General features: G+C 70.7%; 24 protein-coding genes and 3 pseudogenes. 15 read left to right on the top strand and 12 right to left on the bottom strand.

Annotation, left to right across the window (positions count from 1 at the left end):
- Positions 1 to 508: 508 nt before the first annotated feature.
- Entirely contained in the window at positions 509 to 826 is a 318-nt protein-coding gene (locus IE140_RS26935; RefSeq protein WP_150197117.1) for an STAS domain-containing protein, read from the bottom strand.
- 64 nt (positions 827 to 890) lie between these two features.
- On the opposite strand from IE140_RS26935, the pseudogene IE140_RS36685 reads away from it, so the two are divergent.
- Positions 891 to 1,302, top strand: a pseudogene (locus tag IE140_RS36685) (Tn3 family transposase); the annotation flags it as partial.
- 280 nt (positions 1,303 to 1,582) lie between these two features.
- Here IE140_RS36685 and IE140_RS26925 read toward each other — a convergent pair.
- Entirely contained in the window at positions 1,583 to 2,011 is a 429-nt protein-coding gene (locus IE140_RS26925; protein ID WP_150197116.1) for an ATP-binding protein, read from the bottom strand.
- Between the two features lie 296 nt (positions 2,012 to 2,307).
- Here IE140_RS26925 and IE140_RS36200 point away from each other — a divergent pair, with 296 nt between their 5' ends.
- The 6 genes and pseudogenes from IE140_RS36200 (at position 2,308) to IE140_RS26895 (ending at position 8,516) form a co-directional block, all read left to right on the top strand.
- Positions 2,308 to 2,547, top strand: a complete 240-nt coding sequence (locus IE140_RS36200; RefSeq protein ID WP_229826911.1) for a hypothetical protein — start codon at positions 2,308 to 2,310, stop codon at positions 2,545 to 2,547.
- A gap of 115 nt (positions 2,548 to 2,662) precedes the next feature.
- Positions 2,663 to 3,531, top strand: a pseudogene (locus tag IE140_RS36680) (DNA-3-methyladenine glycosylase family protein).
- Positions 3,532 to 3,770: 239 nt separating this feature from the next.
- The gene (locus tag IE140_RS26910; RefSeq protein ID WP_150197115.1) at positions 3,771 to 4,979 is read left to right on the top strand and encodes a polyprenyl synthetase family protein; all 1,209 of its coding nucleotides are present in this window, start codon (positions 3,771 to 3,773) and stop codon (positions 4,977 to 4,979) included.
- A complete protein-coding gene (locus IE140_RS26905) occupies positions 4,976 to 6,493 on the top strand; it encodes a phytoene desaturase (RefSeq protein WP_189460775.1) in 1,518 nt (505 codons plus the stop codon). Before IE140_RS26910 ends, IE140_RS26905 begins: the two co-directional genes overlap by 4 nt.
- Positions 6,490 to 7,518, top strand: coding sequence for a phytoene/squalene synthase family protein (locus tag IE140_RS26900; RefSeq protein WP_150196134.1), 1,029 nt, complete (start codon positions 6,490 to 6,492; stop codon positions 7,516 to 7,518). Before IE140_RS26905 ends, IE140_RS26900 begins: the two co-directional genes overlap by 4 nt.
- Positions 7,515 to 8,516 carry a Rieske (2Fe-2S) protein gene (locus IE140_RS26895; RefSeq protein ID WP_189460773.1) on the top strand — a complete coding sequence of 334 codons (1,002 nt, stop codon included), beginning with the start codon at positions 7,515 to 7,517 and terminating at the stop codon, positions 8,514 to 8,516. Before IE140_RS26900 ends, IE140_RS26895 begins: the two co-directional genes overlap by 4 nt.
- 42 nt (positions 8,517 to 8,558) lie before the next feature.
- Here the strand turns inward: IE140_RS26895 and IE140_RS26890 are convergent, their stop codons facing one another.
- From IE140_RS26890 to IE140_RS26875, 4 genes are all read right to left on the bottom strand, one after another.
- On the bottom strand, positions 8,559 to 10,112 hold the full coding sequence (locus IE140_RS26890; RefSeq protein WP_150198721.1) for an FAD-dependent oxidoreductase: 1,554 nt from the start codon (positions 10,110 to 10,112) through the stop codon (positions 8,559 to 8,561).
- Positions 10,112 to 10,828, bottom strand: a complete 717-nt coding sequence (locus IE140_RS26885; RefSeq protein WP_109181090.1) for a class I SAM-dependent methyltransferase — start codon at positions 10,826 to 10,828, stop codon at positions 10,112 to 10,114. The genes IE140_RS26890 and IE140_RS26885 overlap by 1 nt, the downstream gene beginning before the upstream one ends.
- Positions 10,825 to 12,063: a lycopene cyclase family protein gene (locus IE140_RS26880; protein ID WP_189460770.1), complete on the bottom strand. Its 1,239-nt coding sequence runs from the start codon at positions 12,061 to 12,063 to the stop codon at positions 10,825 to 10,827. The genes IE140_RS26885 and IE140_RS26880 overlap by 4 nt, the downstream gene beginning before the upstream one ends.
- Positions 12,064 to 12,525: 462 nt before the next feature.
- Positions 12,526 to 12,837, bottom strand: a complete 312-nt coding sequence (locus IE140_RS26875) for a TspO/MBR family protein (protein WP_229826910.1) — start codon at positions 12,835 to 12,837, stop codon at positions 12,526 to 12,528.
- A gap of 126 nt (positions 12,838 to 12,963) precedes the next feature.
- Here IE140_RS26875 and IE140_RS26870 point away from each other — a divergent pair, with 126 nt between their 5' ends.
- On the top strand, positions 12,964 to 13,755 hold the full coding sequence (locus tag IE140_RS26870; RefSeq protein ID WP_167533408.1) for a DUF4328 domain-containing protein: 792 nt from the start codon (positions 12,964 to 12,966) through the stop codon (positions 13,753 to 13,755).
- Between the two features lie 3 nt (positions 13,756 to 13,758).
- On the top strand, positions 13,759 to 14,007 hold the full coding sequence (locus IE140_RS26865; RefSeq protein ID WP_229826909.1) for a GyrI-like domain-containing protein: 249 nt from the start codon (positions 13,759 to 13,761) through the stop codon (positions 14,005 to 14,007).
- 52 nt (positions 14,008 to 14,059) lie between these two features.
- Here the strand turns inward: IE140_RS26865 and IE140_RS26860 are convergent, their stop codons facing one another.
- Positions 14,060 to 15,124 (bottom strand): DNA polymerase Y family protein, encoded by a 1,065-nt coding sequence (locus tag IE140_RS26860; protein WP_150192941.1) that lies wholly within the window; start codon positions 15,122 to 15,124, stop codon positions 14,060 to 14,062.
- Entirely contained in the window at positions 15,121 to 18,567 is a 3,447-nt protein-coding gene (locus IE140_RS26855; RefSeq protein ID WP_189460768.1) for a DNA polymerase III subunit alpha, read from the bottom strand. Before IE140_RS26855 ends, IE140_RS26860 begins: the two co-directional genes overlap by 4 nt.
- A 216-nt stretch (positions 18,568 to 18,783) precedes the next feature.
- On the opposite strand from IE140_RS26855, the gene IE140_RS26850 reads away from it, so the two are divergent.
- Positions 18,784 to 19,476: a hypothetical protein gene (locus tag IE140_RS26850; protein ID WP_150194255.1), complete on the top strand. Its 693-nt coding sequence runs from the start codon at positions 18,784 to 18,786 to the stop codon at positions 19,474 to 19,476.
- 179 nt (positions 19,477 to 19,655) lie between these two features.
- Positions 19,656 to 20,108 (top strand): hypothetical protein, encoded by a 453-nt coding sequence (locus IE140_RS26845; protein ID WP_150194258.1) that lies wholly within the window; start codon positions 19,656 to 19,658, stop codon positions 20,106 to 20,108.
- Positions 20,109 to 20,262: 154 nt separating this feature from the next.
- Here the strand turns inward: IE140_RS26845 and IE140_RS26840 are convergent, their stop codons facing one another.
- Positions 20,263 to 21,090, bottom strand: a complete 828-nt coding sequence (locus IE140_RS26840) for a hypothetical protein (protein WP_167533473.1) — start codon at positions 21,088 to 21,090, stop codon at positions 20,263 to 20,265.
- A 193-nt stretch (positions 21,091 to 21,283) separates the two neighbouring features.
- Here IE140_RS26840 and IE140_RS26835 point away from each other — a divergent pair.
- Positions 21,284 to 21,652 (top strand): annotated as a pseudogene (locus tag IE140_RS26835) (transposase); the annotation flags it as partial.
- A gap of 94 nt (positions 21,653 to 21,746) precedes the next feature.
- Here the strand turns inward: IE140_RS26835 and IE140_RS26830 are convergent.
- Positions 21,747 to 22,253, bottom strand: a complete 507-nt coding sequence (locus IE140_RS26830) for a DinB family protein (protein WP_109181095.1) — start codon at positions 22,251 to 22,253, stop codon at positions 21,747 to 21,749.
- 191 nt (positions 22,254 to 22,444) lie between these two features.
- On the opposite strand from IE140_RS26830, the gene IE140_RS26825 reads away from it, so the two are divergent.
- From IE140_RS26825 to IE140_RS26815, 3 genes are all read left to right on the top strand, one after another.
- The gene (locus IE140_RS26825) at positions 22,445 to 22,909 is read left to right on the top strand and encodes a DUF2199 domain-containing protein (RefSeq protein ID WP_032765492.1); all 465 of its coding nucleotides are present in this window, start codon (positions 22,445 to 22,447) and stop codon (positions 22,907 to 22,909) included.
- Positions 22,906 to 23,571, top strand: a complete 666-nt coding sequence (locus tag IE140_RS26820) for a hypothetical protein (protein WP_150194262.1) — start codon at positions 22,906 to 22,908, stop codon at positions 23,569 to 23,571. The genes IE140_RS26825 and IE140_RS26820 overlap by 4 nt, the downstream gene beginning before the upstream one ends.
- Positions 23,572 to 23,724: 153 nt before the next feature.
- Positions 23,725 to 24,465, top strand: coding sequence for a hypothetical protein (locus IE140_RS26815; protein ID WP_150194264.1), 741 nt, complete (start codon positions 23,725 to 23,727; stop codon positions 24,463 to 24,465).
- A gap of 170 nt (positions 24,466 to 24,635) precedes the next feature.
- On the opposite strand, the gene IE140_RS26810 is transcribed toward IE140_RS26815, so the two are convergent.
- A complete protein-coding gene (locus tag IE140_RS26810) occupies positions 24,636 to 25,229 on the bottom strand; it encodes a hypothetical protein (protein ID WP_150194266.1) in 594 nt (197 codons plus the stop codon).
- Between the two features lie 589 nt (positions 25,230 to 25,818).
- Positions 25,819 to 25,950, bottom strand: coding sequence for a hypothetical protein (locus tag IE140_RS36445; RefSeq protein ID WP_268252789.1), 132 nt, complete (start codon positions 25,948 to 25,950; stop codon positions 25,819 to 25,821).
- Positions 25,951 to 26,001 lie beyond the last annotated feature (51 nt).

Below are 26,001 nucleotides of genomic sequence, written 5' to 3'. Positions count from 1 at the left end.
TGGACGACCAACGAGGCCCCCGAGCAACGTGATTGAGACGTCAGACATCTCGATCAACAGCCCGGGGGCCTCGCTCGTTCCGCTTCACGGACCGTCACCCGATCGGTGGCCAACTCGAAGAAGCTCACTCACCGACGCTTTTCACCGTCAGGCACCATCGGCGTCGGCCATCGGGGGCGAGCTGCTGCTGGAAGTCCGCCAGCTGTTGACGGAACTCGCACCTTCCTCCTGAGGCGCGGGCAGCTCGCCTCCCGTGTGTCCCATGGCTGCGGGCCTTGGACGATCTTTATGGTTCGACGGGCCGTCATGCGCGGCTCGGCGGGAAACCTGGCTCTGTCAGGGGGCGGTTCTGCACCCCCACCACAGCACCGCTCTTGCTACCCGGTCGGCCCGGCTGGATCGGTCACCGTGGCTCTGGGCGGGCGCCCCTGCGCTGGCTGCTCTTGGGCTGCAGGTCGCCGGGGTGGGGCGCTGGGGTGCGCCCCGCCACAGCAGTATCGGCGGTGGGTCAGGTGTTCTGGGCCTGGTCGACGGTGGGGTAGATGCGGAGAAAGGCGTCTGCGCCGACGACGGCGAGGAGGCGTTCGATGGTTTCGGAGGGGGCGGCTATGCGCAGGTCGGTGCGTTGGTGGGTGGTGAGGAGGAGTCTGAGGAACATGGAGTCGGCGAAGGTGATGCCGCTGGCGTCGAGGATCACGCCGGTGTGATCTACCAGGGCGGTGTCAATCTGTGCTTGGAGGGGTGGGAGGGAGTCCAGATCGAACTCGCCGCGGGGTGCTATGACGGCCAGCGGCACGCTGCTGTGTCTGCGCTCGGGGGTCGACATGGTGGTGAGTATCCCCTGCCGTGAGATCTCATCGGTTCCCAGGGGCATACTGCTGTCGTCGCATGACGGCCGCCCGACCCCGCTCGGGGCGGCGTTCGCCGAGTACAGGCGGATCGCCAAGGCCGAACACCTGCTGCGGGTCGTCGACCCGGTGGACGACACCTACTGGCGGCAGATGAACCGGCAGCTCACCGTGCAGAGGTCTCTCCACAAGCTCGCGCAGGACGCGTGTGCCACGGCAAGCGCGCCATCATCCACCAGGCGTACCGCGATGGGACGGAGAATCAGCTCGGCGCGCTCGGACTGGTCCTCAACGCCATCGTTCCCGGGGCTACGAGGTACATCCACGCCGCCTGGAACAGCTCCAGACCGAAGGCCACGAGATCCGCGACGAAGACATCGCCCGGCTCTCCCCGCTCAAGCACCGCAACCTGAACCCGCTCGGCCGCTACAGCTTCACCGCAAGCGTCCCAGCAGGCGAACGCGAGCTGACGTACGACGGCCTGAATGTCGCCGAGGCCAAGGGCAACAAGGGCGGGCGCGCCGCGCCGCCGTCGCGGCCGCGACGGCCGAGGCCGTGCGCACCGGGTACCTGGAAGGCCGTTCCGTCGCCGCCCTCGCCCGCGACCACCGCGTCGGCCGCGTCGCGATCCGCACCGCCGTCTCCGCTATATGACCTGATGCGCTGAGGGTGGAACGCCCATGGGACGGATGACCTGTGTCGGGGTTCGCCGCCGGTCGAGGCCCGAGCGGCGACTACCGGGCAGACTGGTCCGAGGTGGGTCCCTCGGTGCTGTCCTGCAGGGCTATCTGTACGGTCACGCGTTTGCCGACGGCTTCGCGGCGGAGCTCGAAGCTCTGGCAGACCGCGAGCACGAGTTCCAGGCCGTGCTGCCCGACCCGGGTCGGGTCGGCGGGCGAGGGGGACGGAAGGACAGCGCCGGAGTCCCACATCGTGATGCTCAGCATGGTGCCGTCGGATTCGACGTCGAGCAGACACGGACCTGGGGCGTACTTGAACACGTTCGTGGCGAGCTCGCTGGCCACCAGCTGCGCGATGTCCGTCGCCCGCCCGGAGATTGTCCACGCATGCAGTGACTGACCCGTTGCCAGGAACTCCCGCACGAAGCCGCGGGTGCGACCTATGTCCTCCGAGGTCATCTCGTACGCGGAGCTGCGCCGCATGGTGGCCGTGGTGACCTCCGCCAGCCATCTTCGGTCTGCACCCGCGTGAGCATTCGCCAGTGGCATGAGCACCCCGTTCCGGTTGGCCACACCTCGTAGCCGCCAGCGTTAGTACCCGCCCCCGCGCCTTCTAAGCCACCCGGCCCGTATTGAGGGGGACCCTCCGCCCCGAACGCGGGGCCGGTCGTGGGGCCGAGGCAGCTGCCGTGCGTGACGACGTACGGCACGGGTGGCTTCGCGGTGGAAGTGAAGCCGAGTGAGCCGTCGTACTGCTCCGCGTGTTGGAAGCTTCTTGGTTGCGTGCAGATGGTGAGCCCGGCCTGGTCTGGCGCTGGGGCCGTCCGTTCCACCCGGTCTGTGCGTTGGGCTCCACCCAGGCGCTATCGGCCGATCAGGGCAGCAACTTCGAGTCGTTCCCCTCCGTCCCCTGGACGATCACCGAACAGCCTCCGACCGTGCCGCCCGGCACCACCCTGTGGGACAGACTCCCGCTCATCAACGGCAGTGCGTGCAGCGAGGCGTACCTGCTCCCATAGGGCACCTACCAGCTGGTGTGGGTCGTCCCTGCGGGCCCGAAGCAGCGGAGGTTCAAGGTCGAGTGCGACCGCGGTAACCACGGCAGCAAGCCGCACAAGCCGCAGCACCCGCACGGTGCGGGTGCTGCGGCGCATCCGCGGGGACCCGGCCTGCCAGCAGGAGCCCGAGGGTACCTGGTGGCGGTGCTCCCCTCCCCCGGCCGGCCCGCTCACCCTCCGGATCAGCGGCGACCTCTTCGTCGTCGCCGGACGCCTGATCACCGGCAGGGCGTGGGGCCCGGGTGCCGACTGGGCGCTGGACCAGCTGCCGGCGCTGCTCGGTGCCGACGACGAGCCGGACGTTTCCGGCCCCGTCACCGGGTGGTGGCCGCCGCGCACCGCAAGCACGACGGGCATAGGCCGGCCCGGACCGGACTGGTGATGGAGTCCCTTGTGCCGAGCGTGCTGGAACAGCGGATCACCACCGGCAGCGCCCACCACGCCTGGCGGCACCTGCTGAACCGGTACGGGGAGAAGTCTCCGGGCCCGGCACCGGAGGGGATGCGGATCGCGCCCTCGGCGGCGGTGTGGCGGATGGTGCCGAGCTGGGAATGGCACCGGGCCGGAGTCGACCGGTCCCGAGCGGGGGCGATCCTGCGCGCCTGCTTCTACGCCCCGCACCTTGAAGGAGCCGCGGCCACGACCCTGCCGGAAGTGATGAACCGGCTCCAGCTCACACCCGGTGTGGGCCCCTGGACCGCCGCCGGAACCCTGCAACGCACCCTCGGCGCAGCTGACGCCCTCACCCTCGGCGACCAGCACCTGCCCGTCCAGGTCGGCTACGCCCTCACCGGGGATCGGGGAGGCACCGACGAACAAATGCTCCTACTCCTGGAGCCGTACGCCGGACAGCGTCACCGCGCCGCCCGTCTCATCCTGCTCGGCGGCCTGTTGCCGAAACGGCGCGCCCACCGGGCACCGCACAGCCGCATCGCCCCTATGTGACACGGCCGTGCGGCGATGGCCGGGGACGTGTGGATCGAAACGACGACAAGCGGAGCGGAGCTTGCCGCGCTGCCCGCAACTGCCGCACCACGATCACCGGGATGCTCCGATGGCTGAGTGGTGGCAACGTTCCTTACTAGCTGTCACGCGGGTGGACTCGGTAGGAATGTGGCCGGAGGGGTACGTGATGCAGCGGATGGCGAGGCATTCGTCGTCACCTTCGACGGAAAGGGCCCGAGATGGGACGTCTGCCTCCTGCGGACCACGCGTTCGCCAGCCCAGTGCCACCTCACGTTGACCTGCCGGAGTTCTGGCACCTCGGGCCCCAGCAGGTGGCGCATGCCGTCGACGAAGATGTGGTCGGGGCCCTCCAGCGAACGGCCGATTCCGTGTTGGCGGAGTGCGTTGCCGAAGCGACCCTCCACGACTCCGAGTTTTCCGACGAGGTGGCGCGCCTGGTCGCGGACTTTGCTCTGCGTGGTGGCAAGCGGATGCGGCCCCTTTTGCTCTGGTGGGCCATGCGCGCCTGCAGCGGCGCTGAAAGCGAGGCCGCGCTGCGGCTGGGCGTGGCTCTGGAGCTGATTCAGACCTGCGCTCTCATCCAGGACGATGTGATGGACCGTTCGCCCACCAGGCGAGGGCGGCCCGCAGTCCACATCGCGCTGGCGGAGCAGAGGGGCCTTGCGGCCGACGCCGGTGCGCGTGCGGTCTTCGGCGCCTCCGCCGCGGTGCTCGCGGGCGACCTCGCGCTGGTGTGGGCCGACGACACGGTTGATGAGACGTTCCTGCCGCTCGGGCGGCGACGGCAGGTCAGGGCTCTGTGGCGGGCCATGCGCGGGGAGATGATCGTCGGGCAGTACCTGGACCTGCGCGGCCAGATCGACGGCGGAGTCTCGGCGGCGCGGGCCCTGCGCACCGCTTACCTCAAGAGCGCTCTGTATTCGGTGGAGCGGCCAGTAGCGCTGGGCGCTGCTCTGGCCGGGGCCGACGAGTGGACCACCGATGCTCTGTGCTCGGCGAGCCGGTGCGCCGGTGTGGCCTTCCAGCTTCGTGACGATCTGCTGGGGGTGTTCGGAGATCCGGCGGTCACCGGGAAGCCGTCCGGCGACGACATCCGGGAGGGCAAGCCGACCTTCTTGGTGGCGGTGGCCCGTACGTGTGCCGACGCCGCGGGCGACCACCGGGCGCTGGCCGTGCTTGACCGGGCCGTCGGAAACCCTGACCTCGACGAGACCGGCCTTGAGGAGGCGCGTTCCGTGCTGGAGTCCACCGGTGCCCGCGCCATGGTGGAGGACAAGGCGGAGCGCCTGGGGGACCGCGCGGCCCGCAGGCTGGCCCAGGCCGAACTCGACGCACACGGGGGTGAGCAGCTGCTGGGCTTGCTGAACGCAGTGGCGGGGACCCGCGCCGTCCCTCTCACCCTGCTCCAGGAAGGCCGTACTCAGTGATCAAGATCAAGGGACCGGTCGACCATGTCGTGGTGGTCGGCGCGGGACTGTCCGGGCTGTCCGCCGCGCTCCACCTGCTCGGAGCGGGGCGCAGTGTGACCGTCGTCGAACGGGACGCGCTGCCCGGAGGCAGAGCCGGTCTCGTGGCGGAGAGCGGATACCGCATCGACACGGGGCCGACGGTGCTGACCATGCCGGACCTGGTGGAGGACGCCTTCGCCGCCGTCGGTTCCACCATGGCCGACCGCCTGGAACTGGTCCGGCTGGACCCCGCCTACCGGGCCAGGTTCGCGGACGGGTCACAGCTCGACGTCCACACCGACGGTGCGGCCATGGAGGCGGCCGTGGAGCAGTTCGCCGGGGCCCGGCAGGCGGGCGGCTACCGGCGGCTGCGGAGCTGGCTGGAGCGGCTCTACCAGGTCCAGATGCGCCGTTTCATCGACGCGAACTTCGACTCGCCCCTCCAACTGCTGCACCCCGACCTCGTACGGCTCGCCGCCCTCGGCGGGTTCGGCCGGCTCGACGCCCGGATCGGGCGCTTCGTCTCCGACGAGCGGCTGCGCCGCGTCTTCTCCTTCCAGGCGCTGTACGCGGGGGTGCCCCCGGCCCGGGCCCTGGCCGCGTATGCGGTGATCGCCTACATGGACACGGTCGCCGGGGTGTACTTCCCGCGCGGCGGCATGCACGCCCTGCCCACCGCGATGGCCGACGCGGCCGCCGACGCTGGAGGCGACTTCCGCTACGGGCAGACGGTGAAGCGGCTGGAGCGTTCCGGTGACCGGATCACCGCGGTCGTCACCGACCGGGAGCGCATTCCGTGCGACGCGGTGGTGCTGACCCCCGACCTGCCGGTCAGCTACCGCCTCCTGGGCCACGCCCCGCGCCGGCCGCTGCCGCTGAGACATTCCCCGTCCGCGGTGATCCTCCACGCGGGCACGGACCGCACCTGGCCAGATCTCGCGCATCACACCATCTCCTTCGGGGCTGCGTGGAAGAGCACCTTCCGACAGCTCACCCGCACCGGCGAGCTGATGTCGGACCCCTCGCTCCTGATCACCCGGCCCACGACCACCGACCCCTCCCTCGCCCCGCCCGGCAAACACCTCCACTACATCCTCGCGCCCTGCCCGAATACCACGATCGGGCCCGGCGTCCACGAGTGGCGGGAGCTGGGCCCCCGCTATCGGGACGAGCTGCTCGGGTGGCTGGAGCGGCGCGAGATGCCGGGGTTGGGCGCGGCCATCGAGCAGGAAGGGCTGGTCACTCCCGTCGACTGGTCTGCCCAAGGGCACGCGGCCGGTACGCCGTTCGCCGTAGCCCACACCTTCCCCCAGACCGGCCCGTTCCGTCCGCGCAACCTGGTGCGGGGCACCGCCAACGCTGTCCTCGCCGGGTGCGGCACCACTCCGGGCGTCGGCGTGCCGACCGTGCTGATCTCCGGGAAGCTGGCCGCCCAGCGGATCACCGGCCCACCCACCGCCCCAACCCACCGCACGAGAGGCACCGCCGCATGACCGCCCGTGAGCTGGACGCCGCAGGTATTCACGAGCCCGGCCTCCGCGCCGCCTACGCCCACTGCCGCGACCTCAACGCCCGGCACGGCAAGACGTACTTCCTCGCGACTCGACTCCTGCCCGTCGACCGGCGGCCCGCCGTCCATGCTTTGTACGGCTTCGCTCGGTGGGCCGACGACATCGTGGATGACCTCGACTCCACCGCCACCGCCTCGGAGCGCGCCGCAGCTCTGACGGCTCTGGAGGTTCAGCTGGAGAGCGGGCTGCGCGACGGACGGGCCACCGAACCGGTGATCCGGGCGCTTGCCGACACGGCCGGTCGCTACAGCATCGCCCACCGGCACTTCGCCGATTTCCTGGCTTCCATGCGCAGCGATCTGACGGTTACCGGCTACACCTCGCTGGAGGACCTGGGCGGCTACATGCACGGGTCGGCCGCGGTGATCGGCCTGCAGATGCTGCCGGTGCTGGGAACGGTGACCCGGCACGAGGAAGCCGCCGGACCCGCGGCCGCGCTGGGTGTCGCCTTCCAGCTGACCAATTTCCTGCGGGACGTCGGCGAGGACTTGGACCGCGGCAGGCTCTACCTTCCGGCCGACCTGATCGCCGCCCACGGAGTGGACCGGGCACGCCTGGAATGGAGCCGGCGCACCGGCGCGCGGGATCCCAGGATCACCGACGCGCTGCGGGCGTTCGCCGCCCACACGAGGACGGTCTACCGCCAGGCCCTGCCCGGGCTGGGGTTGCTGGACCCGGTCGCCCGGCCCTGCATCCGTACGGCGTTCGTGCTCTACAGCGGCATCCTCGACGCCATCGAGGCCGAGGACTACACGGTCCTGCACCGCCGCGCCGTCGTCCCACGCCGACGCCGGGCGGTCGTGGCGCTGGACGGGCTCGCCCGGGCGCTCGTCGCCCGCGCCCCTGCCCGGCACCGGCCGAAGACGATGACTGCCCGGCGGCCCGCCCCACTGGCCCGTACGGTCATCACCGGCATCGCCGCGCCCGTACGAGGGGAGGCCGCGTGAAGCCATCCGCGCGACGTCGCATCCCGTTGCGACTGCGGCGGGCACCGGTGCCGTGGGAACGGCAGGAGCCGACCTGGCGGGCCGCGAAACCTTCCCTCATTGCCCAGGCCCTGAAACGGGCGCAGAGCCGCCCCTCCGGCAACTGGTACGTCATCGGCGCCTCACGCGGCCTTCCCCCGGGTAAGGCTCTCGGCATCACGGTCGGTTCGACCGAGATCGTTGCCTGGCGCGACGGCGACGGCCGGTTGCGCACAGGCCCCGGGGCCTGCCCCCACCTCGGGGCGCCCCTCCGGGAGAGCCCTGTGCGCTGCGGGACGCTGGTCTGCCACTGGCACGGTCTCTCCCTGGACGGCGGGCCGGTCGCCGGATGGGGGCCTTACCCGGCCTTCGACGACGGCGTGCTGCTCTGGGTACGCCTGGATGGCATGGGCGGTGAGAAGCCCACCGAGCGGCCCCGTACTCCGATCCGGCCGCGCCTGGGCAACGGGGTGGACGCGGTCTACAGCGGGGTGGGGCGGTGCGAGCCGGAGGACGTGGTGGCCAACCGGCTCGACCCGTGGCACGGAGCCTGGTTCCACCCGTACTCCTTCGTCGACCTGACCGTGACCGAAGCATCCGACGACAGTGCCGCCGACGACGGGTTCCTGGTCGAGGTGTCCTTCAAGGTCGCCGGGCGGCTGGTCGTCCCGGTCCTGGCCAGGTTCACCGCGCCCGAGCCCCGCACTGTCGTCATGCACATCATCGAAGGCGAAGGGGCGGGGTCCGTGGTCGAGACCCACGCCACCCCGCTGGCCCCGGACGAGCAGGGCCGGCCCCGCACCGCCGTCATCGAGGCACTCGTCGCGGCCTCCGACCGCAGGGGGTTCGCGGTGGCCCGTGCGGCGGCGCCGATGCTCCGTCCGCTGATGCGGGCATCGGCCGGCCGGCTGTGGCGCGACGACCTGGCGTACGCCGAGCGGCGCTGGGATCTGCGGGCCCAGGGGCGGTTCCCCGGCTGACATCGTGCGGCGACACCGGCCGGGGAACCGCCTGTTCGGGCGTCAGCCGCCGAGTGCGGCGAGCCCCCGCAGCGGCAGGGACCGTCCGGTGCGCGGGACCGTCCACAGGGTCTGCCCGCGTACGCCCCACCGCTCCAGGTGCGCGTTGGCGGCGAGGAACCCGCTGGTGACCGCGCGTTCCATCAGCGCCACCGGCAGCCCGGTGCGCACCAGGTCCCCGGCCACCGTGACAGCGGGATCCGGGCTGTGGACGCCAGGCCGGTCCTGGTAGCCGCCCACCGGGAACATTGGGCAGTCCGCCCGCCATTCGTGGCGCTCGTCGACCGCCCGCGCCCGGGACGTCTCCGGGTAGACCCGGTGCAGCTGACGGACCGCCTCCGCCTGGATCGCGCCCCGGTCGGCGTCCGGAGAGACAGCGTAGGCGTGCAGTTCCAGCACCGAGCCGCCCGTGCGCCGGGCCCAGCGTGCTGCCTCGCCCTCCCAGCGGTCCAGGACGCTCACGTTGTCCAGCGGGCCGTAGCCGCTGGTGCCGAGGAATCCGGGCCGGCCGGGTGCCACCGGGCGGTCCAGCCAGAGCCGTGACACCAGGAACGGCGGGGCGGTCCGCAGCCGGTCGATCCGCGCGCGCCAGTCCGCGTCACCCAGCTCAGGAGAGGAGGCTACGACCTGGCGCAGCCCGGCGCAGTCCAGGGCGAGGACGAGGGCGTCGCAGCGCGCTGTGTCCTGATCGGTGGTGACGTTGAGACCGCCGTCGGGCTGAGGGCGCACCTGCCGGACGGGAGTGCTCGTGCGCACGGAGACGCCGTGACTCTCCAGGTAACCGCGCAAGGGGTCCCACAGGGCGGTGGGGAAGGGCTCGGCGGGTACGTCGAAGAGCAGGCCCTCGCTGGAGCCGAGGAAGTAGATGTGGAACATCAGGACCAGCTCCGCGGCCGACAGTTCACGCGGGTCGGCGAAGAAGCTGCGGGAGAAGACCTCGAAGGCCAGGTGGTGGGCGGCCTCGGGGAAGCGGATGCGGGCGAGGAAGTCGTGGGCGCTGACCCCGTCGAGTTGTTCGTAGACCTCCGGCACCCGTACGTCCAGCAGCGGCAGCGCTGCGCGTGGACTCATCCTGGCCAGGTCGCGCAGGCCGAAGGTCGGGCTGAGCGCGACAAATCCGAGAGCGCTGAGAGGCGGGGTGCGCGGTACGCGGGCGAAGCTGTCGTGCACTCCGGAGCTGTGCCGCAGGGGGTAGTCGGGCAGCGGTGTCAGTGAGTCGAGCCCAGGGTCGACCCGGCGTAGCAGCCCGCGAAGGTTGTAGTACTGCCGGAAGAAGGCGTGGAAGCCGCGGCTCATGGTGACGTTCGAACCGTCCGCGAGCCGTGTCGGCCACCCTGCCAGGCGCCCACCGAGATCCGGCTCGCTCTCGTAGAGGGTGACACGCACGCCTCGCTCGGCCAGCCCGGTGGCGGCCGCGATCCCGGCCAAGCCGCCGCCGACGACCGCGGCCTCGGGCGCCTGACCCGTGAAACGGGCCCGGCCGCCGTACGCCTGGACCACCGCGGCCCGCCGGTCCCTGCCGTGACGGCTGCCGGAGCCGCCCTGCCTCGGCGCCATCACGTCTCCTGCGCGGTGCGGCCGACGAAGGTGTGCGTGATGCCGGTCTGCCAGCCGGGCAGCGGCAGGACGCGGACACCCTGGAATCCGGCCCTTCGCAGCCGTCCGGCGAACTCCGGAGCCGTGTCGAAGGTGTTCACGCTCTCCTGGAGATGACGGTACAGCCGCGCGTCCCCGGCGAGCCGTCCGGCGGGCCGGATGATCGTCGAACAGACCGCGTTCCAGACAGCCCGGTCCACCGGTGAGCCGCCGAGCGTGTACTCGTGCACGGCGAGCCGGCCCGACGGGACCAGCAGCCGGCGCACCAGGCCCAGCACCGCGTCGGCGTCCTGGACGTTGCGGAAGAGGTAGCCCGCGAACACCGCATCGAAGGAGCCCGGCGCCCATCGGTCTGCCAGCGCCTCCGCCGGGGCGTGGACGAACTCGACATGCGTCAGCCGAGGTTTGGCCGCCGCCCGCTCCAACATCCCCGCGGAGGCATCGACACCGGTGACTCGGGCGAGCGGGGCTGCGGCGATCAGCGCCTCGGTGGAGGCGCCGGTCCCACATCCCAGATCCAGCACGCGCAGTCCCGCCCCCCCGTCCGCCAGGCCGAGACGTCTCGCGGAGCGACGCAGGTGCGCGTGGTAGCCGGGGCTGGCCGCGACGAGCCGGTCGTAGGCCGCTGAGCCCTCGTTGAAGGCTTCGGACAGTGCGTCACCGCGCAACAGGGTCATGAGCTGCTCTCTTCCGGACGGACGGGCGGGGGAGGGAGGGGCCGGGGCGGACGGCGAGGGACGAAAGGGAGTTCGGCGACGGTCCGCAGCATGGGAGCGACCGGTGTCCTTGCCCCGATGAGCAGGTCCTCGTGCCACCGGGAGCCGCCGTCCAGGAAGGTCAGCAGGCGTTCGGCGGGTACGCCGCGGAAGAGGCGGCCGAAGAAGTCCGGCCCGTCGATCCTGCCGGTGTCCAGCGCCCGCAGCATCACCGAGTCCATCGCCCGCGCCCGCAGCCCGTGGGCGGGCGGCACCCGCAGAGGCATGCCCGAGCGCAGCCGGCCGGCCACGGCACGGCTCTGCCGTTGGATCGCGGCGAAGGTGTACCCCGTCGAGGGGCGGGTAGCGCCACCCGCGGTCCCGATGCGGTACACCGAACGCCCCACGCGGCGCGGGAAGCGGCCGTCGGTCATGGGGATGACCCCGTGCTCACGCGCCGTCACCTCGAACGTTCCCAGGCGGAGAATCTCCCGGGTGTACCGGTCCAGGGCCCGCCGGTAGCCCCCGGAGGTCAGCGGCGCGGGGGAGAACTCTGTGTATTCGACGAGCGCGGTGTGCGGGTCGAGCGGCAGAACGTATCCGAAAGACAGGCCCCGCTCGGGCTGGGATGTGCGGAAGTCCATCAGGTCCGGTACGGCAGGGTCGAACACGGGCCGTTCCGTTCTGACGAACCAGCCGGTGAAGTGCTGGAGCAGCGTGGTGCGTGCGGACGGCAGAACACGGGGCGGACGGGAGTCGAACACGTAGCGGCCACGCACCAGGGCACGCTCACCGGCCCCGTCCCGGACGCGGACCTCAGCTCCGCCGCCGGGGAGGTCGCGTACCGAACTCACCGTGGCCGCCACCCGTCGCACCCCGGGCGCACCGGAGAGCCTCCGGTGCACGAGAGCCTCGAAGTCGTCGGAACGCAACATCTTGTAGCGAAGCCGAGGCAGCCCGGCCACCACGGTCCTGCCGTCAGCGGCACGCACCCGCAGCCGGGACCAGGAGGCGGTCAGCGACGCGTCGTAGGGGCCCGATTCCGGCTCCCAGAAGCACCAGGTCCGCCGCGGCGGACTCAGCTGACCCGGCGGCGCGTCGACGATTACCACGGACAGCGGACGGCCGCCGGGCGCGCACAGGTGGTGGGCCAGGCTGAGACCGGCGGCCCCGGCCCCGGCGATGACCACATCGACTTCGGCGAAATCAGCAGGCACGGCACCCTTTCCTACAGACTGCGCGGAGACGGTGCGGCGCACCGTCGACGAGCTGGGCGGACGATTTCGGCCTCCTCCTGGGGCATCGTGGGACGTTCGAGAGGCCCACGGGCCGCCTCCTCGCTCACCACACTCACCAGCCTTCCCCTCGTCTACCGGAACTGCATTTCACCTGGCACGACAGCGACGGGTATCCGATTCCCAGCCGGACAAACGACGAGCGCCTCGGTGGTCTGGGGCCCCAGACCATGCATGCTGTATGCCTTCGAGTTATGCACAGAGGGAAGCTTGCCAGTCAGCGGGGCGAAGAGCGGGCGCCGCTTCGCTTGGAATGCCCGTCATAAAGCCGGGTGTAGCAGAAGGCCCGGCTTTCGAGTCGGCCTGCTGAGCTTCCCCGGTGGGAACCACGACGATCGGGATGTGCCCCGGGCGTGCTCGGGACAGCGTAAAGCGGGGGCCGGCTCAGTTGGTCGGCCAGAGCGTGAGGTTGAGAGCCGCTGCGTAACTGACCCAAGCAAGATAGGGCGTCAGCAGCCAATACGCGCGGCGATCCACCCGCGCAGCAAGCAGTACCGTGGCACCGAGGGCTGCCAGCAGCAGACAGATGTCGACGAGGGCCAGGCCGTACTTGTCGGCGCCGAAGAACAATGGGGTCCACAGTGCGTTGAGCAGCACCTGAACACCCCAGGCTGCGAACGTCGGCCGTCGGGCAGGGACGGGGGCGCGGGCGGCCAGCCAGCCCGCGACCACGATCATCCCGTACAGCACGGACACCGGAGCCGGCACGTCGCAGGCCGCCGGACCAGCGGCTTGCCGTTCCTGCGCAGCGCCGCGAGAAGCTCGCTCAACGCCGCGGGGTCCTGCGTGTCGAACCCGAAGTGCAGGTGAAGCACGTCGAAAGTGGCCGTCCTCCCCGAAACCGCACCGGTCACCGAACCCGACCTGCGGCAGCGTGGAGAGGAGCCCCTGGGCGGGACACCGCCGCCAAGGCCGACGCGCACCCTGGCTGAGGAACGCAACGGCGGCAACGGCCCAGGTCCGGCCACCGTCATGGTGTACGTCACACTGGCGCTGCACGCGGTGGCGTCGCTGGGCGCCGCCCTTACGCAGCTGAACCTGCTGGGGGACACCTTTGAGTCGTCCACCGAGCCCGAAGCTCTGACCTTCACCTGGACCATCATGCAGGCCGGTGCCGCCGTCGCGCTGGCCGCAGCCTGGCTGATCTGGTGTTCCAGAACGCGGGCCGCCGCCGAGGAGTTCGCGCCGGGACGACTGCGCTACAGCCCTGCGATGGCTGTCGGCTCCTGGCTCATCCCGTTCGGCAACCTCTACCTTCCCAAACAGATCGCCGACGACGTCTGGCATGCCTCCAGCCCTCCCTCCCCGACCGGTGCGACGGCTCCGAGGACGAGACTCAACATCTGGTGGGGCTGCTGGGTATTCACCATGCTGACCTCGCCGCTGCACTACTGGGAAGCCATTGTGTGGGCGGACGCTGACAACCTGAAAAGCGAGAGCAGCGGGACCAGCGGAGTGGACTATGACTGGTGGTACACGCACGAGCTGGGGACGACCGGGTGGTTGGCAGTGACCCTGCACCTCCTTGTCGTACCCATCGTCGTGGCGACCGCCTTGTACGTCTCGCAGCTGACCACACTCCAGCAGGCGCGCCGCGGCAGTCTGACGTCCTAGGACATGAACGCCGAGCCCACGGGCCTGTTGCAGGTCAGCGACGGCCTCGATCCTGATGCCGCCGCGGGCAGCGAACGCACCTACCCGCACGGAATTGTCCTGAGCAAGTACACGTCCGCCCCCGACAACCTCGACGTCATCGAGGTGCCGACCGGGCAGTGGGCCGCCTTCCGAACCAGCGGACCGCACCCCCAGACCCTGCAGACGACCTCGGCCGCCACTGCCACCGAGTGGTTCCCCTCCAACCCATAACAACTGCGGCCCGGCCCCTCGATCGTTGCCATCCTGGAGCGCGCGAACGACTTCAGCACCGCGACCTGCGAACAGTGGCTCCTGGTCGAACCGGCGTGATCCACTCCCCGGCCCGCGGGAGAGTCGAGGCGGTTCCTGCAATGCCGGGTCCGTAGCGGGTTGCGGCCTTGTCGAGGGCGGTTTCGAGTCGGCGGAGCTTGTCGTCGCGGCCGTCGAGGGTGAGCTGGTGGACGGTCTCTTCGGCAGACCGGAGGCGCTCGGCGCGGAGGGTGAGGGTGCGGACCCGGGCGCGCTGGAGGCCGAGACCGGTGAGGAGTTCGCGGGCGGTGCCGGCCAGGGCGGGGGTATGGGCGGTGGGTTCGGCGAGGGTCCGGGTGCGGGTGGTCTGGGTGCGGTCGGCGTAGGTGACGGTGAGCGTGAGCGCCTGGGCGATCTCGCCGCTGGTACGCAGCCGTCCGCCGAGGTCTTGGACCAGGCCGAGAACCGCGCGGTGGTGCTGGTCGGGGTCGAGCTCGTCGCGGTCGAAACGGCGGCTCGCGCTCATCGTCCTTGGCGCGGCACCGGGGACGACGGGGCGCTCGTCGATACCGCGGGCGCGGTCGTGGGCCAGGCGGGCGGCGGTGGTTCCGAGGATGCGCTGGAGGGTGGGGAGCTGGGTATCGGCGATGTCGCCGACCGACGTGATGCCGTAGCGGGCGAGCGTCTTGGCGGTCTTCGACCCGATGCCTGGCAGGGCCGAGGCAGGTTTGGTGCGCAGGAACGCGGCGATCTCGTACGGGTCGTCGCGGACCACGGTGGCGGCGCCCGGCGGGGTGGCGTCGGCGGCCATGGCCGCGATGGAGCGGGTGGGCCCGGCGCCGGCGGAGCACTGCACGCCGTGGAGGGCGAGCAGGCGTAGCCGTAGGACGGCGACCAGGCCCTCGGTGTCGCGGCCCCAGTAGGTCAGGGCGCCGGTGAGGTCGATGTAGGCGGACCAGTCGGCGGGCAGGGGTTCGACGCGGGAGCTGATGCCGTCGACGACGGCGAGGAGTTGCCCGTAGAGCTCTTCGGTTCGTTCGGCGGGGTGGAAGTGGATCCGCAGGATCGCGCGCGGCCGCGACCTGGTGGTGCCGTTCATCCGGCGCTCCCGGGGCTTCTGTGGCCGAAGCGGGTGAGGTCGGCCGAGCGCGTTCCGGCGGGCTGGAGGTCGCTCCAGGGGTGGAGACGGGCGCCTGCGGTGCCGTCGGGGATTGTCCGCCCGGGTGCGGGCTGGGCGGGGGTGGGGGAGGGGGCCTGGCCGAGGAGGTCGAGGACGGCCTGGGGCCCGTGGGTGGCCCGGGCGGTGGCGAGTTCATCGAGGTCCCAGGCCATCTCGCCGACGACGGTGCGCCGGGGGCCGCGGGCTTCGACGGTGCCGCGTACGAGGAGCAGGCCGTGGTGGAAGACGGTGTGCGCGCAGCGCTCGTGGGAGTCCTCGAAGAACGCCAGGTCGACCAACCCGCTGCCGTCTTCGAGGGTGACGAAGATGACGCGCTTGCCGGAGGCGATGGGTGGGGTTTGGGTGGAGGCGCGGACGCCGGCGACCAGGACGCGCTGCCCGGGATGCATCGCCTGCAGATGCTTTGCGTCCGTCGCGCCGACCTCGCACAGGAGGCGGTGGTGGTCTTCCATGAGGTGCCGGGATACGTCGATCTTGAGGACGCCGAGCTCGGCGTCGAGGCGTTCGCGGGCGGTCATCTCCCGCAGCCCGGACGCCCCGGCGGCGAGCGGGGTGGCGGCCAGCGGCAGCTGCCCGGCCCCGGGGCGGGTGTGGGCCTGGCGGTGCAGCTCGGTCGCCTGCAGCAGCAGATCCCGACGTGACGCCTCGCCCTTGACCTGGTTGAGGGCGCCGATGCTGATGAGGCGCTCGACGGTGGGGAGCTTGGGGTGGGCGCGGGCGTAGAAGTCCTGCAGGGAGGTGTAGGGCTGGCCTGCGGCGATCCGGGCGACTTCGTCCTCGGAGATCCCGTGGACCGTGGACAGGGAGATCCGTACACCCCACCCCGATCCGGTCCGCTCCACCGCGTACTGGGCTTGGGAGGTGTTGATGTCGACGGGCAGGACGGGGACGTCGTGGCGGCGGGCGTCGGCGACGATGACGCGGGCCGGCCACATGCCCGGGTCGTGCTCCAGCAGCCCCGCGTAGAGGGCGGCGGGGTGGTGAGCTTTGAGCCAGGCGGACTGGAGCGCGGGCACGGCGAACGCGACGGCGTGGGCCCGGCAGAACCCGTACGCGCCGAACGAGGCGACCACGTCCCAGACCTCGTCGAGGACCTCCGGACTGTACCCGCGTGCGCCGGCCTGCTGCCGGAACCACGCCTCGACCTTCGGCAGGCGTTGTTCGTTGCTGAGGGCGCGGCGGGCTACTTCGCCGAGGGCGCGGTCGCAGCCGGTCATGACGGCGAGGATGTCGATGATCTGCTCGTGCCAGATCGTCACCCCGTAGGTGTCGCGCAGGACCGGTTCCAGGTCCGGGTGTGGGTAGGTGGGTGCGGCGCCGTGGCGGGCGGCGATGTAGAGGGCGGGCATCCCGCCCTGCACGGGGCCGGGGCGGAACAGGCTGATGTCGGCGATGACGTCCTGCGGATCGCGGGGCTGGAGCCGGCCGACCAGGTCCTGCTGGCCGGGGGACTCCAGCTGGAACATCCCCACCGTGTCCGAGGCCTGGATGAGAGCGAAGGCGAACCGGTCGTCGAGCGGGACGTGGTCGGGGTTGTCGAGGTCGATGACTCTGCCGGTCGTACGGCGGATCTCGGTGACGGCGTGCGCCATCGCCGACTGCATCCGCACCCCCAGCACGTCGAGCTTGAGCAGCCCGAGGTCCTCGACGTCCTCCTTGTCGGCCTGGAGCATCGGGTACTCCCCACCGGGGGTGGGCTGGACGGGCAGCCGGTCCAGCAGGCTGGTGTTGGAGAGGATCACGCCGCACGGGTGCATCGCGATCCCGCGCGGCAGCGCGTCCAGGCTCTCGGCGAGCTCCCACAGCGGCCCGTACCGCCCCGCCTCCGCCGCGAGCTCCCGCAGCTCCGGCAGCTCGGAGAGAGCGGAGCGGATGTCGCACGCCCGAATGTGCGGGAACGACTTCGCGATCCGGTCCACCGTGGCCGGGGCGATCCCGAGCGCGAGGCCGGTGTCCCGCAGGGCGTGCCGGGCCCGATAGGTCTCGGGCATCCCGGTGACCGCGACCCGCTCCCGCCCGAAGCGATCGATGATCCGGTCGTAGACCTCCAGCCGGCGCGCGGACTCCACGTCGATGTCGATGTCCGGCAGCGACGAGCGCCGCTCGGACAGGAACCGCTCGAACAGCAGGTTGTGCTCCAGCGGATTCGCCGTGGCGACGAACAGGCTGTGGTTGACCATGGATCCGGCTCCGGAGCCGCGGGCGGCGACCCGGATGCCCATGTCCCGTACGTCGGCGACGACCTGGGCCACGGCGAGGAAGTACGGCTCGTAGCGGAGCCGCCCGATCACGCCGAGTTCGTGGTCGAGCTGGTCCATCGAACGGCGGTCCCGGTCGAGACCGCGGGCGGCCATCCCGCTCTCGCACCGCTGCCGCAGCAGCCGCATCGCCCCGCCCGCACCCGCCTCCGCGCCGACGACGGACGGCTCGGGGAAGTGCGGCACGCCGAGCCCCAGGTCCTTCACCGGGTCGACCTCGCATGCCTCCGCGACGGCCACGGTGTCGGCGAGCAACTGCACGGCGCGTGCCCGGCCGCCCCCGTACGCGGCCGCGACCCGATCGGCGATCTCCGTCATCGTCGGCCCGTCCTTGAGCCAGCGTTCCCCACAGTCGAGCCGCCGCCGGTCGACGGGCCGCAGCAGCCGGGCCGCGTCCAGGACGTCCGCGACCCGGTGCTGGGACCGGTCGGCGTACCGTACGGCGTTGGTCAGCACGGCGGGGATACCGAGGCGGTCGGCGAGCGCCAGAGTGTGCGCGGCCAGGCGGACCGACCCCGGGCCGGTGCCGGACCGGCCCCAGCACACGGTCTCCAGCCGCAGCCCACCACCGACGGCCTCCCGCCACGGGGCCAGAAGCCGCTCGGCGATGTCCGGGCGGCCACCGGCGAGCGCCCGCAGCGGCTCCGACGCCGGACCGAGCAGCACCACCAGCCCCTCACCCGCGTACCGGCCGAGCACCTCCCACGAAGCCGCCGGCGGGGTACCTGCGGCGAAGGCCTCGGCGTGCACGGCGGACACCAGCCGGCACAGCCGCGCCCACCCGGCCCCGTCCCGGGCCAGGAACGTCGCCCGGAAGGGGGCCTCGGCTACGTGGGCCCCGCCGCGCACCGGGGTACGGCGGCGGGCCTCGACCGAGGGCAGATGAGGGGCGATGCCGAGGTCGACGCCGAACAGCGGCTTCACCCCGGCGGCCGTGGCGGCCTTCGCGAAGCGCACCGTGCCGGTGACCATGTCGCGGTCGGTCAGCGCCACGGCGCTGATCCCGCGCTCGGATGCCCGCGCGACGAGGTCCTGGGGGTGCGAGGCACCGTAGCGGGCCGAAAATCCACTGCTGACATGCAAGTGAGGGACGCTTTCCCGCATGGCATCCTCCGCCCATAACCCCCAAAGTGTCACCAATCGACTTCTTCTCCATCGACTGTATCGAACATTAATTCGAACATGCGAGTTCGAGGCACGTGAATTTAGGCCAGCAGGACAGCTGTGACTGAGCGCCGTAGTCGGCCAGTGAGCGTTCTGGCTGGGCGATGCGAGGGTCGAGGTTGGCCGCGGAGCGTATCTGTCGCCTACGGCCCGGGGATGATCCTGGTCTGCGTCGCGATCGATGCCATGGAGGGCCTGCTGGTCCGGCTCCGGGAGGTCGAGCTGATCGCCAGGGTGCCGTCCCGGGCCCGCGCGGAGATCGGACACCTCGCCCGCCGCGAGGATGCCGCAGTGCGGGTGAACTGGAGCGGTGATCCCGAGATCGCGGCGTGGGGGGTGTCCATGGGCACCGCGGTGGAGTACGGGATCTCCTTCACGGGGCACTCTGGGCGGAAGGACAGGATGATCACCTTTGCCCTTTTCGTCAGTGCCGAGCTCGCCGAATCGCCCTACGAAACCGGGCCGGTCCTGCATTGGCGCGATGTCCGGGAGTGGGAGAAGAACAGCGGCTCCTGGCCGGTGAAGACCGACCAGGAGCGCTCGCACTGGGACTGGTCTCCGCTGAAGGCGGTCGGTCCGCTGCGGTTCGGGATGACACCGCGACAGGTGGCGGACGCACTGGGCGGCGAGGTCCCTGCAGGCCGGCAGGGACACTTTCCGTACTGGTGGTGGGGCGGGGGAGCAGCCGGGCCATGGACGCTGACCGATGACCGGTTCGAACAGACCGGGGCGACCGCGCACTACTGGTACCCGGACAGTCTCCCTGTGCTGGGAGCAGTGGCGGTCCACGGCCGGACCGGACCGCAGATTGCCCACGCCGGGGATCCCCCTGCTGACTGGGAGCTCTGACCTGCACGCGGTCCCGCACCTCCGCCTCCCGTCCCGCGGTGTGCGCGTAGTTGGCCACCGAGCGTCCTACTTGGCCGGATTCGAGCGAAACGGGCCGGGCCGGTCCGGAGGCTCCCCATAGCGCGCGAGTCCGGGAAATGGAGGTGCCGGATCCAGGCCTGTACAGGCAGGATCTCTTCATGTCGACCGACGTCAGCGGAATGATCGAATGCCGGCCGGGGGCCCGCCTGTGGGGCCCCGACGACGAGGACTCCGTCTGGGAGGCGGGCATCGATCTCTTCCTCCTCAACAGGGGCAACGCCTACGACGGCCTGGCGTGCCTCTTCGGAGTCCGGAACTCCTACGGCTTCCGTCCCCTGGCAGAAGATCGCGGCTTCCCCGACGACGCCTCGGACGGGCTGCGAGCCGAGTTCGCCGGCTACGGCGGCCCTCACGATGTCCACGGGACCACCTGGCTGACCTGGGCCGAGCTCGACGCCGCGGACTGGCAGGAAACCAATGCTTCAGGAACACGAACCCGCGCCTCGGCCGCCGGGACCGGCACTGACTGGAGCCGGGTCTGGAGCGTCATGCGCATCCTCAGCGAGATCCACGGGGCCGAGAACGTACGCCTTGTCGTCTGGTTCTACTGACTCGCGGCTGCGAAACCGGTTGGCCACTGGGCGCTGTAGTTGGCCGGAGACGCGCAACGGCGTCCCCGGTCGCTCCGGAGCCTCGATCAGGGCTGTGTGGGCGAGCGCGGGAAGGAGGGGCCCGGCTTGGTGCCGACAGGACCTCTCGGGACAGCTATCCGGTCGCTCTGGCCGAGCGGGATTGCGCGCGCAGGGCAGGCAGCCGGGCGGCGTCTTCGCCTCCGGCCAGGCTCTCGCCCAAGGTCAGCAGCGAGAGAAGTCGCACCGGGCGGCGGGCGGTGGCAGCGGCTTCCAGTTTGTGGTGGCCGTCGAGGAGGAAGTGGGTCAGGCCCCAGTGCGCGGCGGGGTCATCTGCCAGGCCGAGGGCGGACTGGCACACGTCCAGCGTGGAGATCGCCACCGCGGTGGGAACCGTTCCCCGCTCCATGAGCGCGACGTACTCCTCGACGCGCCCTCTCTCGTTCCAGGTCGGGGGAACCATGGGCACGACGAACTCGTAGAGGTGGGCGTTCGCATCGACCACGGTCTCGAAGGTCCGGTAGTACGGCGTGTGCGGGTACTGCGGGAGTCCCCAGAACTGGTCGAGCCCCCACGCCGTGACCTGTTCGCCGCTGAAGTAGTCGCCTTCCTTGCCGGGGATGACCAGCCGGGGTTCCACGTCCAGGAGGAGCGGAAGGTACTCGCCCTCCGGCAGCAGAGCTCCGAACGCTTCGGTCACGCCGTTGTCGTCCGGGTCTTCCAGCGGCCCGCCCAGCCGTTCCTGCATGTCCTCCAAGTGCAGCTTCTCGTTCGCGGTCTCCAGCCGGCGAAAGAGGAGCGGGCATGTTCCGCAGTAGAAGCTGAGCTCGAAGGCAGGCTCGTCGTCGACCATGAGCAAGCGGCGACGTGGCCCGCCGCCGCGTTCCTTCAGTTCCGTCCCGAAGCGCAACCGCGCCTCGGGAGAAGGGACACCGACGGTGCGGGGGCCGCCCGCTCTGATCATCACGGACCGACCGTACGGGACGCCGCGGACGGGCTCCACCGTGTTCTGAGCGTGCATCTGACCGGGCAGGCCAATAGAGCGCTCAGTCACAACAGCTGTGGCCGGGCGTCTTACTTGGCCCTTGCGCGTTCTGGGCCGTGTAGCGAAAGTGGATCACTCCCGGCGGCAGTTGATCGACAGCATACGGTTCCCCCGCCCGCAGTCCCTGGCCGACGCGAAGAGCGCGATCGTGTGGGACCTGAGCGTCGACTCCACGGTGTGCCGCGCCCACCAGCACGCGGCCGGGGCTCGCAAGCAGGGCGACTTGCGGAAGGAGCCACCGGGCGGCGTGTTCACCGAGCCCGGTGATCACGGGCTGGGACGTTCGCGCGGCGGGTTCACTACCAAACTGCACTTGGCCGTCGAGCAGGGCCAAGATCCCATGCCGATCGTGGTGACCGCTGGGCAGCGCGGAGACTCGTCGCAGTTCGAACCGGTGCCGGAGAAAGTCCGCGTGCCCCGCATCGGGCCGGGGCGGCCACGCGTCCGCCCCCATCGCGTGCGGGCCGACAAGGCGTACGCCGAGGACACTGTCCTCGTCGCGGCCATCAACGAATGGCTGTAGTCCGCATGCGCCTGCCGTTCGTGGGGCACCTGGGATCGAGCGCAGTAGTGCGTTACCTGCCGATGGAACCGTCAGCCTGCTCGCGAAGGATGTCGGCGTGGCCCGCATGACGAGCCGTCTCTTCGATCATGTGCACCAGCACCCACCGCATCGGTCGCACAGCACCCGCTTGGCCTGCCGCCCGAGCACACGGACGGTTCAAGTTGTCACAACGCTTGATGATCTCGTTGGACCGTTCAATGGCAACGAGGTAGGCAGCAAGAAGACTGTCCACGGTGTCACCCTCGTAGAGATCCATGCTGAAATCCGGATGCTCGACATCGGCACCCTCGAAGGCCCAGGCGAACCAGTAAAGTTCCGCCGCCGTCAGGTGCTTGACCAGGCCGAAAACGCTGGTGCCAGAGGGCACCCCGGGCGTTCGCCCCTGCCTGTCATCAAGGCCCTGCGCCTTCGCGACCACTGCTTCACGGACATAGTTCAGGAACGTGAGCAATGTCGACTTCTCGTCGGAGTCGCTGCCAGGCGGGCCTACGTCGCGGCGTCGTCGCGTCTGTGTCATCGGGGCACACTAGCTTGATCCACTTTCGAAACGCTCCCTGGTTTGGCACGTGAGCGTGATAGCTGGCCCCAGCCTTGTTGGAGGGGGACCGCCCGCGATGGCGCTGGAGCCCATCACTAGGCTCCGGCGCCATGACCAGCGATTTCGGTTTCACCTGTACGTGCTGTGGGGCCCACCACTCCGAGCTGCCGATGAACTACACGGTCGGGGCGCCGGCGGTGTGGGATCCGTCCTTCGCCGACGCGGATGACTGCCTGCTCTCCTCGGACCAGTGCGTGGTCCAAGCGCAGCACTACTTCGTCAAGGGCATGATCGAGATACCGGTCATCGGTAGCGACGAGGTGTTCTCCTGGGGCGTCTGGGTATCGCTGAGCCGCGAGAGCTTCTCCCGGGCTGCGGATCTGTGGGACACCCCCGGCCGCGAGGCCGAGGAACCGTACTTCGGCTGGCTCACCACCGACCTGCCCGTCTACCCGACCCCGACCCTCAACCTGAAGACGCACGTGCACACCCGCCCGGTCGGTGAACGCCCCCTCGTCGAACTGGAGCCCACCGACCATCCCCTCGCCGTCGAGCAGCGTACCGGGATCACACTGGACCGCGTGCAGGAGATCGCTGCGGCTGTTCTCCACTCCGGTGACGGCGAGCAGCGGTGACGGCTGACGAGCCCGTGTCCCCCGTTGCGGTCGGGCCCGGCGGTCTGAGCCGCCGAGCCCAGGCGTTCGTCGCGGCGGACGGTATCCGTCTTCCTCGACAGGACCTCCGGCAGCATGGCGATGCGTGGACCGGGTACGGCATCCCAGCTGCCGAGGTGGAACGGGCCGCAGCATTCCAAGACCGTTGGGGCGGCCTCGCCCTCCCACCGGCTCCGTTCTATGAGGGCGGCCCGCGCATCCTGGGCGCCGACCTCCCCGAAGGGTCAGCCGCGGCGGGCTGGTTCTTCCCGGCGGGGGACTGCCGGGTGTCCATGGCCTACGGATTCATGATCGGCCCCGATGGGGCATTCGGGATCCACGCCCACCGCTGGACACCCCTGCACGCGACCACGGACGGATGGGTGGAGTCCCTGGCACTTGCCGCGCATGCCCGCCGGTGGGCCAAGACCGTCACACGGCTCACGGGCGAGGTCGCGGCGGCACTGGACCTCGGCGGCTACGAACCGGTGCCCGAGGTACAGGGCGTGACCGATACCTGGTGGCGGGGCAGGGACTCGCTCGTCGCCCTGTACCGAGGCGAGGCCGTGGGCCTTGACGCCCCGCAATGCCTTGAAGCGCACATCTACGGGGGTCTCGATGCGCGGGGTCTCCACGGAGGCTGACCCGCGCACGGGCCTGAGCCCTACTTGGCCAGCAGGGCCAACTATCCTGCTCAGTCACAACAACTGTGACTGCGCGCACCCCCGGGCCCGAGCAGGCCACTGGCCGGCAGGCCCTCGTGGACCCCGGAGAGGCCCCCCCTCTACCCTGGCCTCATGATGGATGAGGGGGACTTCCGGGTTGGTGACGTGCTGTCGGTCGCGTGCCCCTTCACGGACACCAGAGTCGAGCAGGGTGTCACCTGGGATCACGTGTCGGTGCGATGGCCGTGGTGGGAAATCGACAGCAGTAACGAGTTCGGGCAATGGAACGGGATCGTCGCCCTCGGCGTCGACAGCGGCGTGCCCGAGGCGGAGTTCGAGCTGTTCCGAACGGACCCTCCCCCCGAACAACTGAAAGCCGGAGACGTCTGCCGGGTCGGCGTACCGCCCACCGTGGTGCACGTAACGGCCGTCGACCACCATGATCCCCCGCTGGAGACGGTGTGGCTGCCGCATCCCGCCCGGACCGTGACCGTGCTGCGCCGAGGCCTGTCCTATCGCGAGTTCCCAGATGAGAGCCATCTCAATGGCTCGGGGTACACCATCCACCCCGGCGACGGGATCCCCTTCACCTTCGAACGGCTGATGCGTCCGTACGCGACTCTCCAGGCAGGCGACGAGGTCGCCGACGCCGCGGGCCGGGCATGGCGGTTCGACGGCCCCTGGGAATGGACTGCCTTCGACGACGAACCCGCCGGCGCAGGGCCTACCTGGCCACTCGTTCTGCTCTCCCGAGCAGGGGCGCCGTGCTCCGCCGGGGACGCTGAAGCGGTAGCTGCGAGCACGGCGAGCGGCTCGCACCAGCAGACGATCCGAAACTGGATGGCGCTCACCGAGGCCTCGCCCACACCCTGACTTACCGGGACGTCTGCGGGGCCGCTCCGTGGTGAGCGCGGACATGGCCCTTCGGGCCAGCTGACGTGCACGGTAACAACCCCTCGCAGTGAAGGCTGAGCATTCTCATCGACGGTTGAGCGGACGCGCCGCAGGATGTCCCCACGGACGGCCGCCGCCGGACGCGGCGGTCAGCGCAGCCCGATCAGGCCCCAGCCGCGACGGGCGGCCTCCTCGACAGGCACGCTCCACTCCTGGACGAACGCGGCGAACTGGTCGAAGTCCCTGATCCAGCCATGAGGATCCTCGGCGTGCTCCGCGTACGGCGCGCGCAACGTGTCGAGCAGCGGTGCGGCGCGCTCCCAGGCTTCGGCGACCGCGGGCAAGTCGGCCGGCCGGCACACGGCGAGCGGCTCCGGGTCCCACGGGTCGCCGGGGAAGACCGGGCCGTCGTGCCGGACGTCGCCGTCGGGCCCTGCCCACACCAGCGCGAGCAGATACGTGTCGAGAGCCAGCCGCAGTTCGGGATGGGCGGCGTCCCGGACGTCGTCCCACCTACGTCCGGCCCAGAAGTGTGGCTTGTACGAGCTCATGGTGAAGGCGTACCGCGCCCAGTGCTGCTCGCCCGGCCCCTCCGGCCAGGTCCAGCCCGACTGGTACTCCTCATGCGGCGGCCACTGGTCGTCGGGCCACGCGGCGTCCTCCAGCCACGCGGTGCGCGCGTCGGCCGGGATCGCGCGCAGGTGGGCCCAGTCGACGGCGAGCAGGGTGATGTCCAGTCCCATACTGGAAAGGCTAGGACGCGGTCAGGCGGGGCTGTCGGCCAGATACGGTCCGAGGTGTTCGTCGCACGGACCACAGCCCCCGGCCCCCGGGCCCGGCGCCATCGTGGTACCGATGTTGCTACGTGACTGCCGGGAGGCCCCGCTGACCGATCAGCCGACCCGTAAGCGGCCGTCGACGCATCCTGATGTCCATCGAACGAAGCGGACTCACAGGGACGAACTGTGCTACTCGATAAAGGATGGCCGGAGCAGGAGGAGCGGGTGGTTCCTCGTTCCCAACGTGACTCGGCCGTGGTTCTTCTGGGCCGCCCCGGGGCTGTCCGCGACCTGGCCAAGGCTGGTGTCCGTGGCATCCTCCAGGATCTCCGGACCCTGTTGAAACACGGCTGTGAGGGCGAGGAGGGTTTCCTGGCGCAGAATTCCGGTTCAGCCGGACGAGTCTCCGCGCGTGATTCTCTCCGGCAGATGCTGACCATCGTCGAGAGGGGGTCAAGCCTGGGCGAAGCAGCAGCGACTGTCCGCCGGTTGAGGTCGCTTGGTCGGATGCAGGCGAGGCCCCCTCCTTGGCCGCGGAGGGGGCCTCGCACGTTCAGGCGGCGAGGTCGAGGTTCAGGATCCTGGCGGCGCGGCCGATCGAGTCGGGCATGAGGTGGCGGCAGATCTTGAAGGTGATGTCGAGGCTGCGGTGGCCCATCCAGTCCGCGACGTCGGTGAAGGGCATGTTGGGGGTGAGGCAGTCCGCTGACCCGAGGGCCTCTCGGGAGTGAGGGGT

Origin of the sequence: Streptomyces parvus (genome assembly GCF_014648875.1) — a bacterium.
Lineage (GTDB): Bacteria > Actinomycetota > Actinomycetes > Streptomycetales > Streptomycetaceae > Streptomyces > Streptomyces parvus.
Note: the sequence above shows the minus strand (reverse complement) of the source record. Positions and strands in the feature narration are given on the sequence as shown.

What these genes read in the sequence shown, in the direction of transcription:
- IE140_RS26855 (WP_189460768.1), bottom strand. Translation starts at nt 18,567, where the DNA reads ATGCGGGAAAGCGTCCCTCACTTGCATGTCAGCAGTGGATTTTCGGCC.
- IE140_RS26865 (WP_229826909.1), top strand. Translation starts at nt 13,759, where the DNA reads ATGAACGCCGAGCCCACGGGCCTGTTGCAGGTCAGCGACGGCCTCGAT.
- IE140_RS26885 (WP_109181090.1), bottom strand. Translation starts at nt 10,828, where the DNA reads ATGACCCTGTTGCGCGGTGACGCACTGTCCGAAGCCTTCAACGAGGGC.
- IE140_RS26825 (WP_032765492.1), top strand. Translation starts at nt 22,445, where the DNA reads ATGAACTACACGGTCGGGGCGCCGGCGGTGTGGGATCCGTCCTTCGCC.
- IE140_RS26810 (WP_150194266.1), bottom strand. Translation starts at nt 25,229, where the DNA reads ATGGGACTGGACATCACCCTGCTCGCCGTCGACTGGGCCCACCTGCGC.
- IE140_RS26840 (WP_167533473.1), bottom strand. Translation starts at nt 21,090, where the DNA reads ATGATCAGAGCGGGCGGCCCCCGCACCGTCGGTGTCCCTTCTCCCGAG.
- IE140_RS26900 (WP_150196134.1), top strand. Translation starts at nt 6,490, where the DNA reads ATGACCGCCCGTGAGCTGGACGCCGCAGGTATTCACGAGCCCGGCCTC.
- IE140_RS36445 (WP_268252789.1), bottom strand. Translation starts at nt 25,950, where the DNA reads ATGCCCTTCACCGACGTCGCGGACTGGATGGGCCACCGCAGCCTCGAC.
- IE140_RS26850 (WP_150194255.1), top strand. Translation starts at nt 18,784, where the DNA reads ATGATCCTGGTCTGCGTCGCGATCGATGCCATGGAGGGCCTGCTGGTC.
- IE140_RS26910 (WP_150197115.1), top strand. Translation starts at nt 3,771, where the DNA reads ATGGGACGTCTGCCTCCTGCGGACCACGCGTTCGCCAGCCCAGTGCCA.
- IE140_RS26890 (WP_150198721.1), bottom strand. Translation starts at nt 10,112, where the DNA reads ATGGCGCCGAGGCAGGGCGGCTCCGGCAGCCGTCACGGCAGGGACCGG.
- IE140_RS26815 (WP_150194264.1), top strand. Translation starts at nt 23,725, where the DNA reads ATGATGGATGAGGGGGACTTCCGGGTTGGTGACGTGCTGTCGGTCGCG.
- IE140_RS26925 (WP_150197116.1), bottom strand. Translation starts at nt 2,011, where the DNA reads ATGCGGCGCAGCTCCGCGTACGAGATGACCTCGGAGGACATAGGTCGC.
- IE140_RS26935 (WP_150197117.1), bottom strand. Translation starts at nt 826, where the DNA reads ATGTCGACCCCCGAGCGCAGACACAGCAGCGTGCCGCTGGCCGTCATA.
- IE140_RS26860 (WP_150192941.1), bottom strand. Translation starts at nt 15,124, where the DNA reads ATGAACGGCACCACCAGGTCGCGGCCGCGCGCGATCCTGCGGATCCAC.
- IE140_RS26845 (WP_150194258.1), top strand. Translation starts at nt 19,656, where the DNA reads ATGTCGACCGACGTCAGCGGAATGATCGAATGCCGGCCGGGGGCCCGC.
- IE140_RS26830 (WP_109181095.1), bottom strand. Translation starts at nt 22,253, where the DNA reads ATGACACAGACGCGACGACGCCGCGACGTAGGCCCGCCTGGCAGCGAC.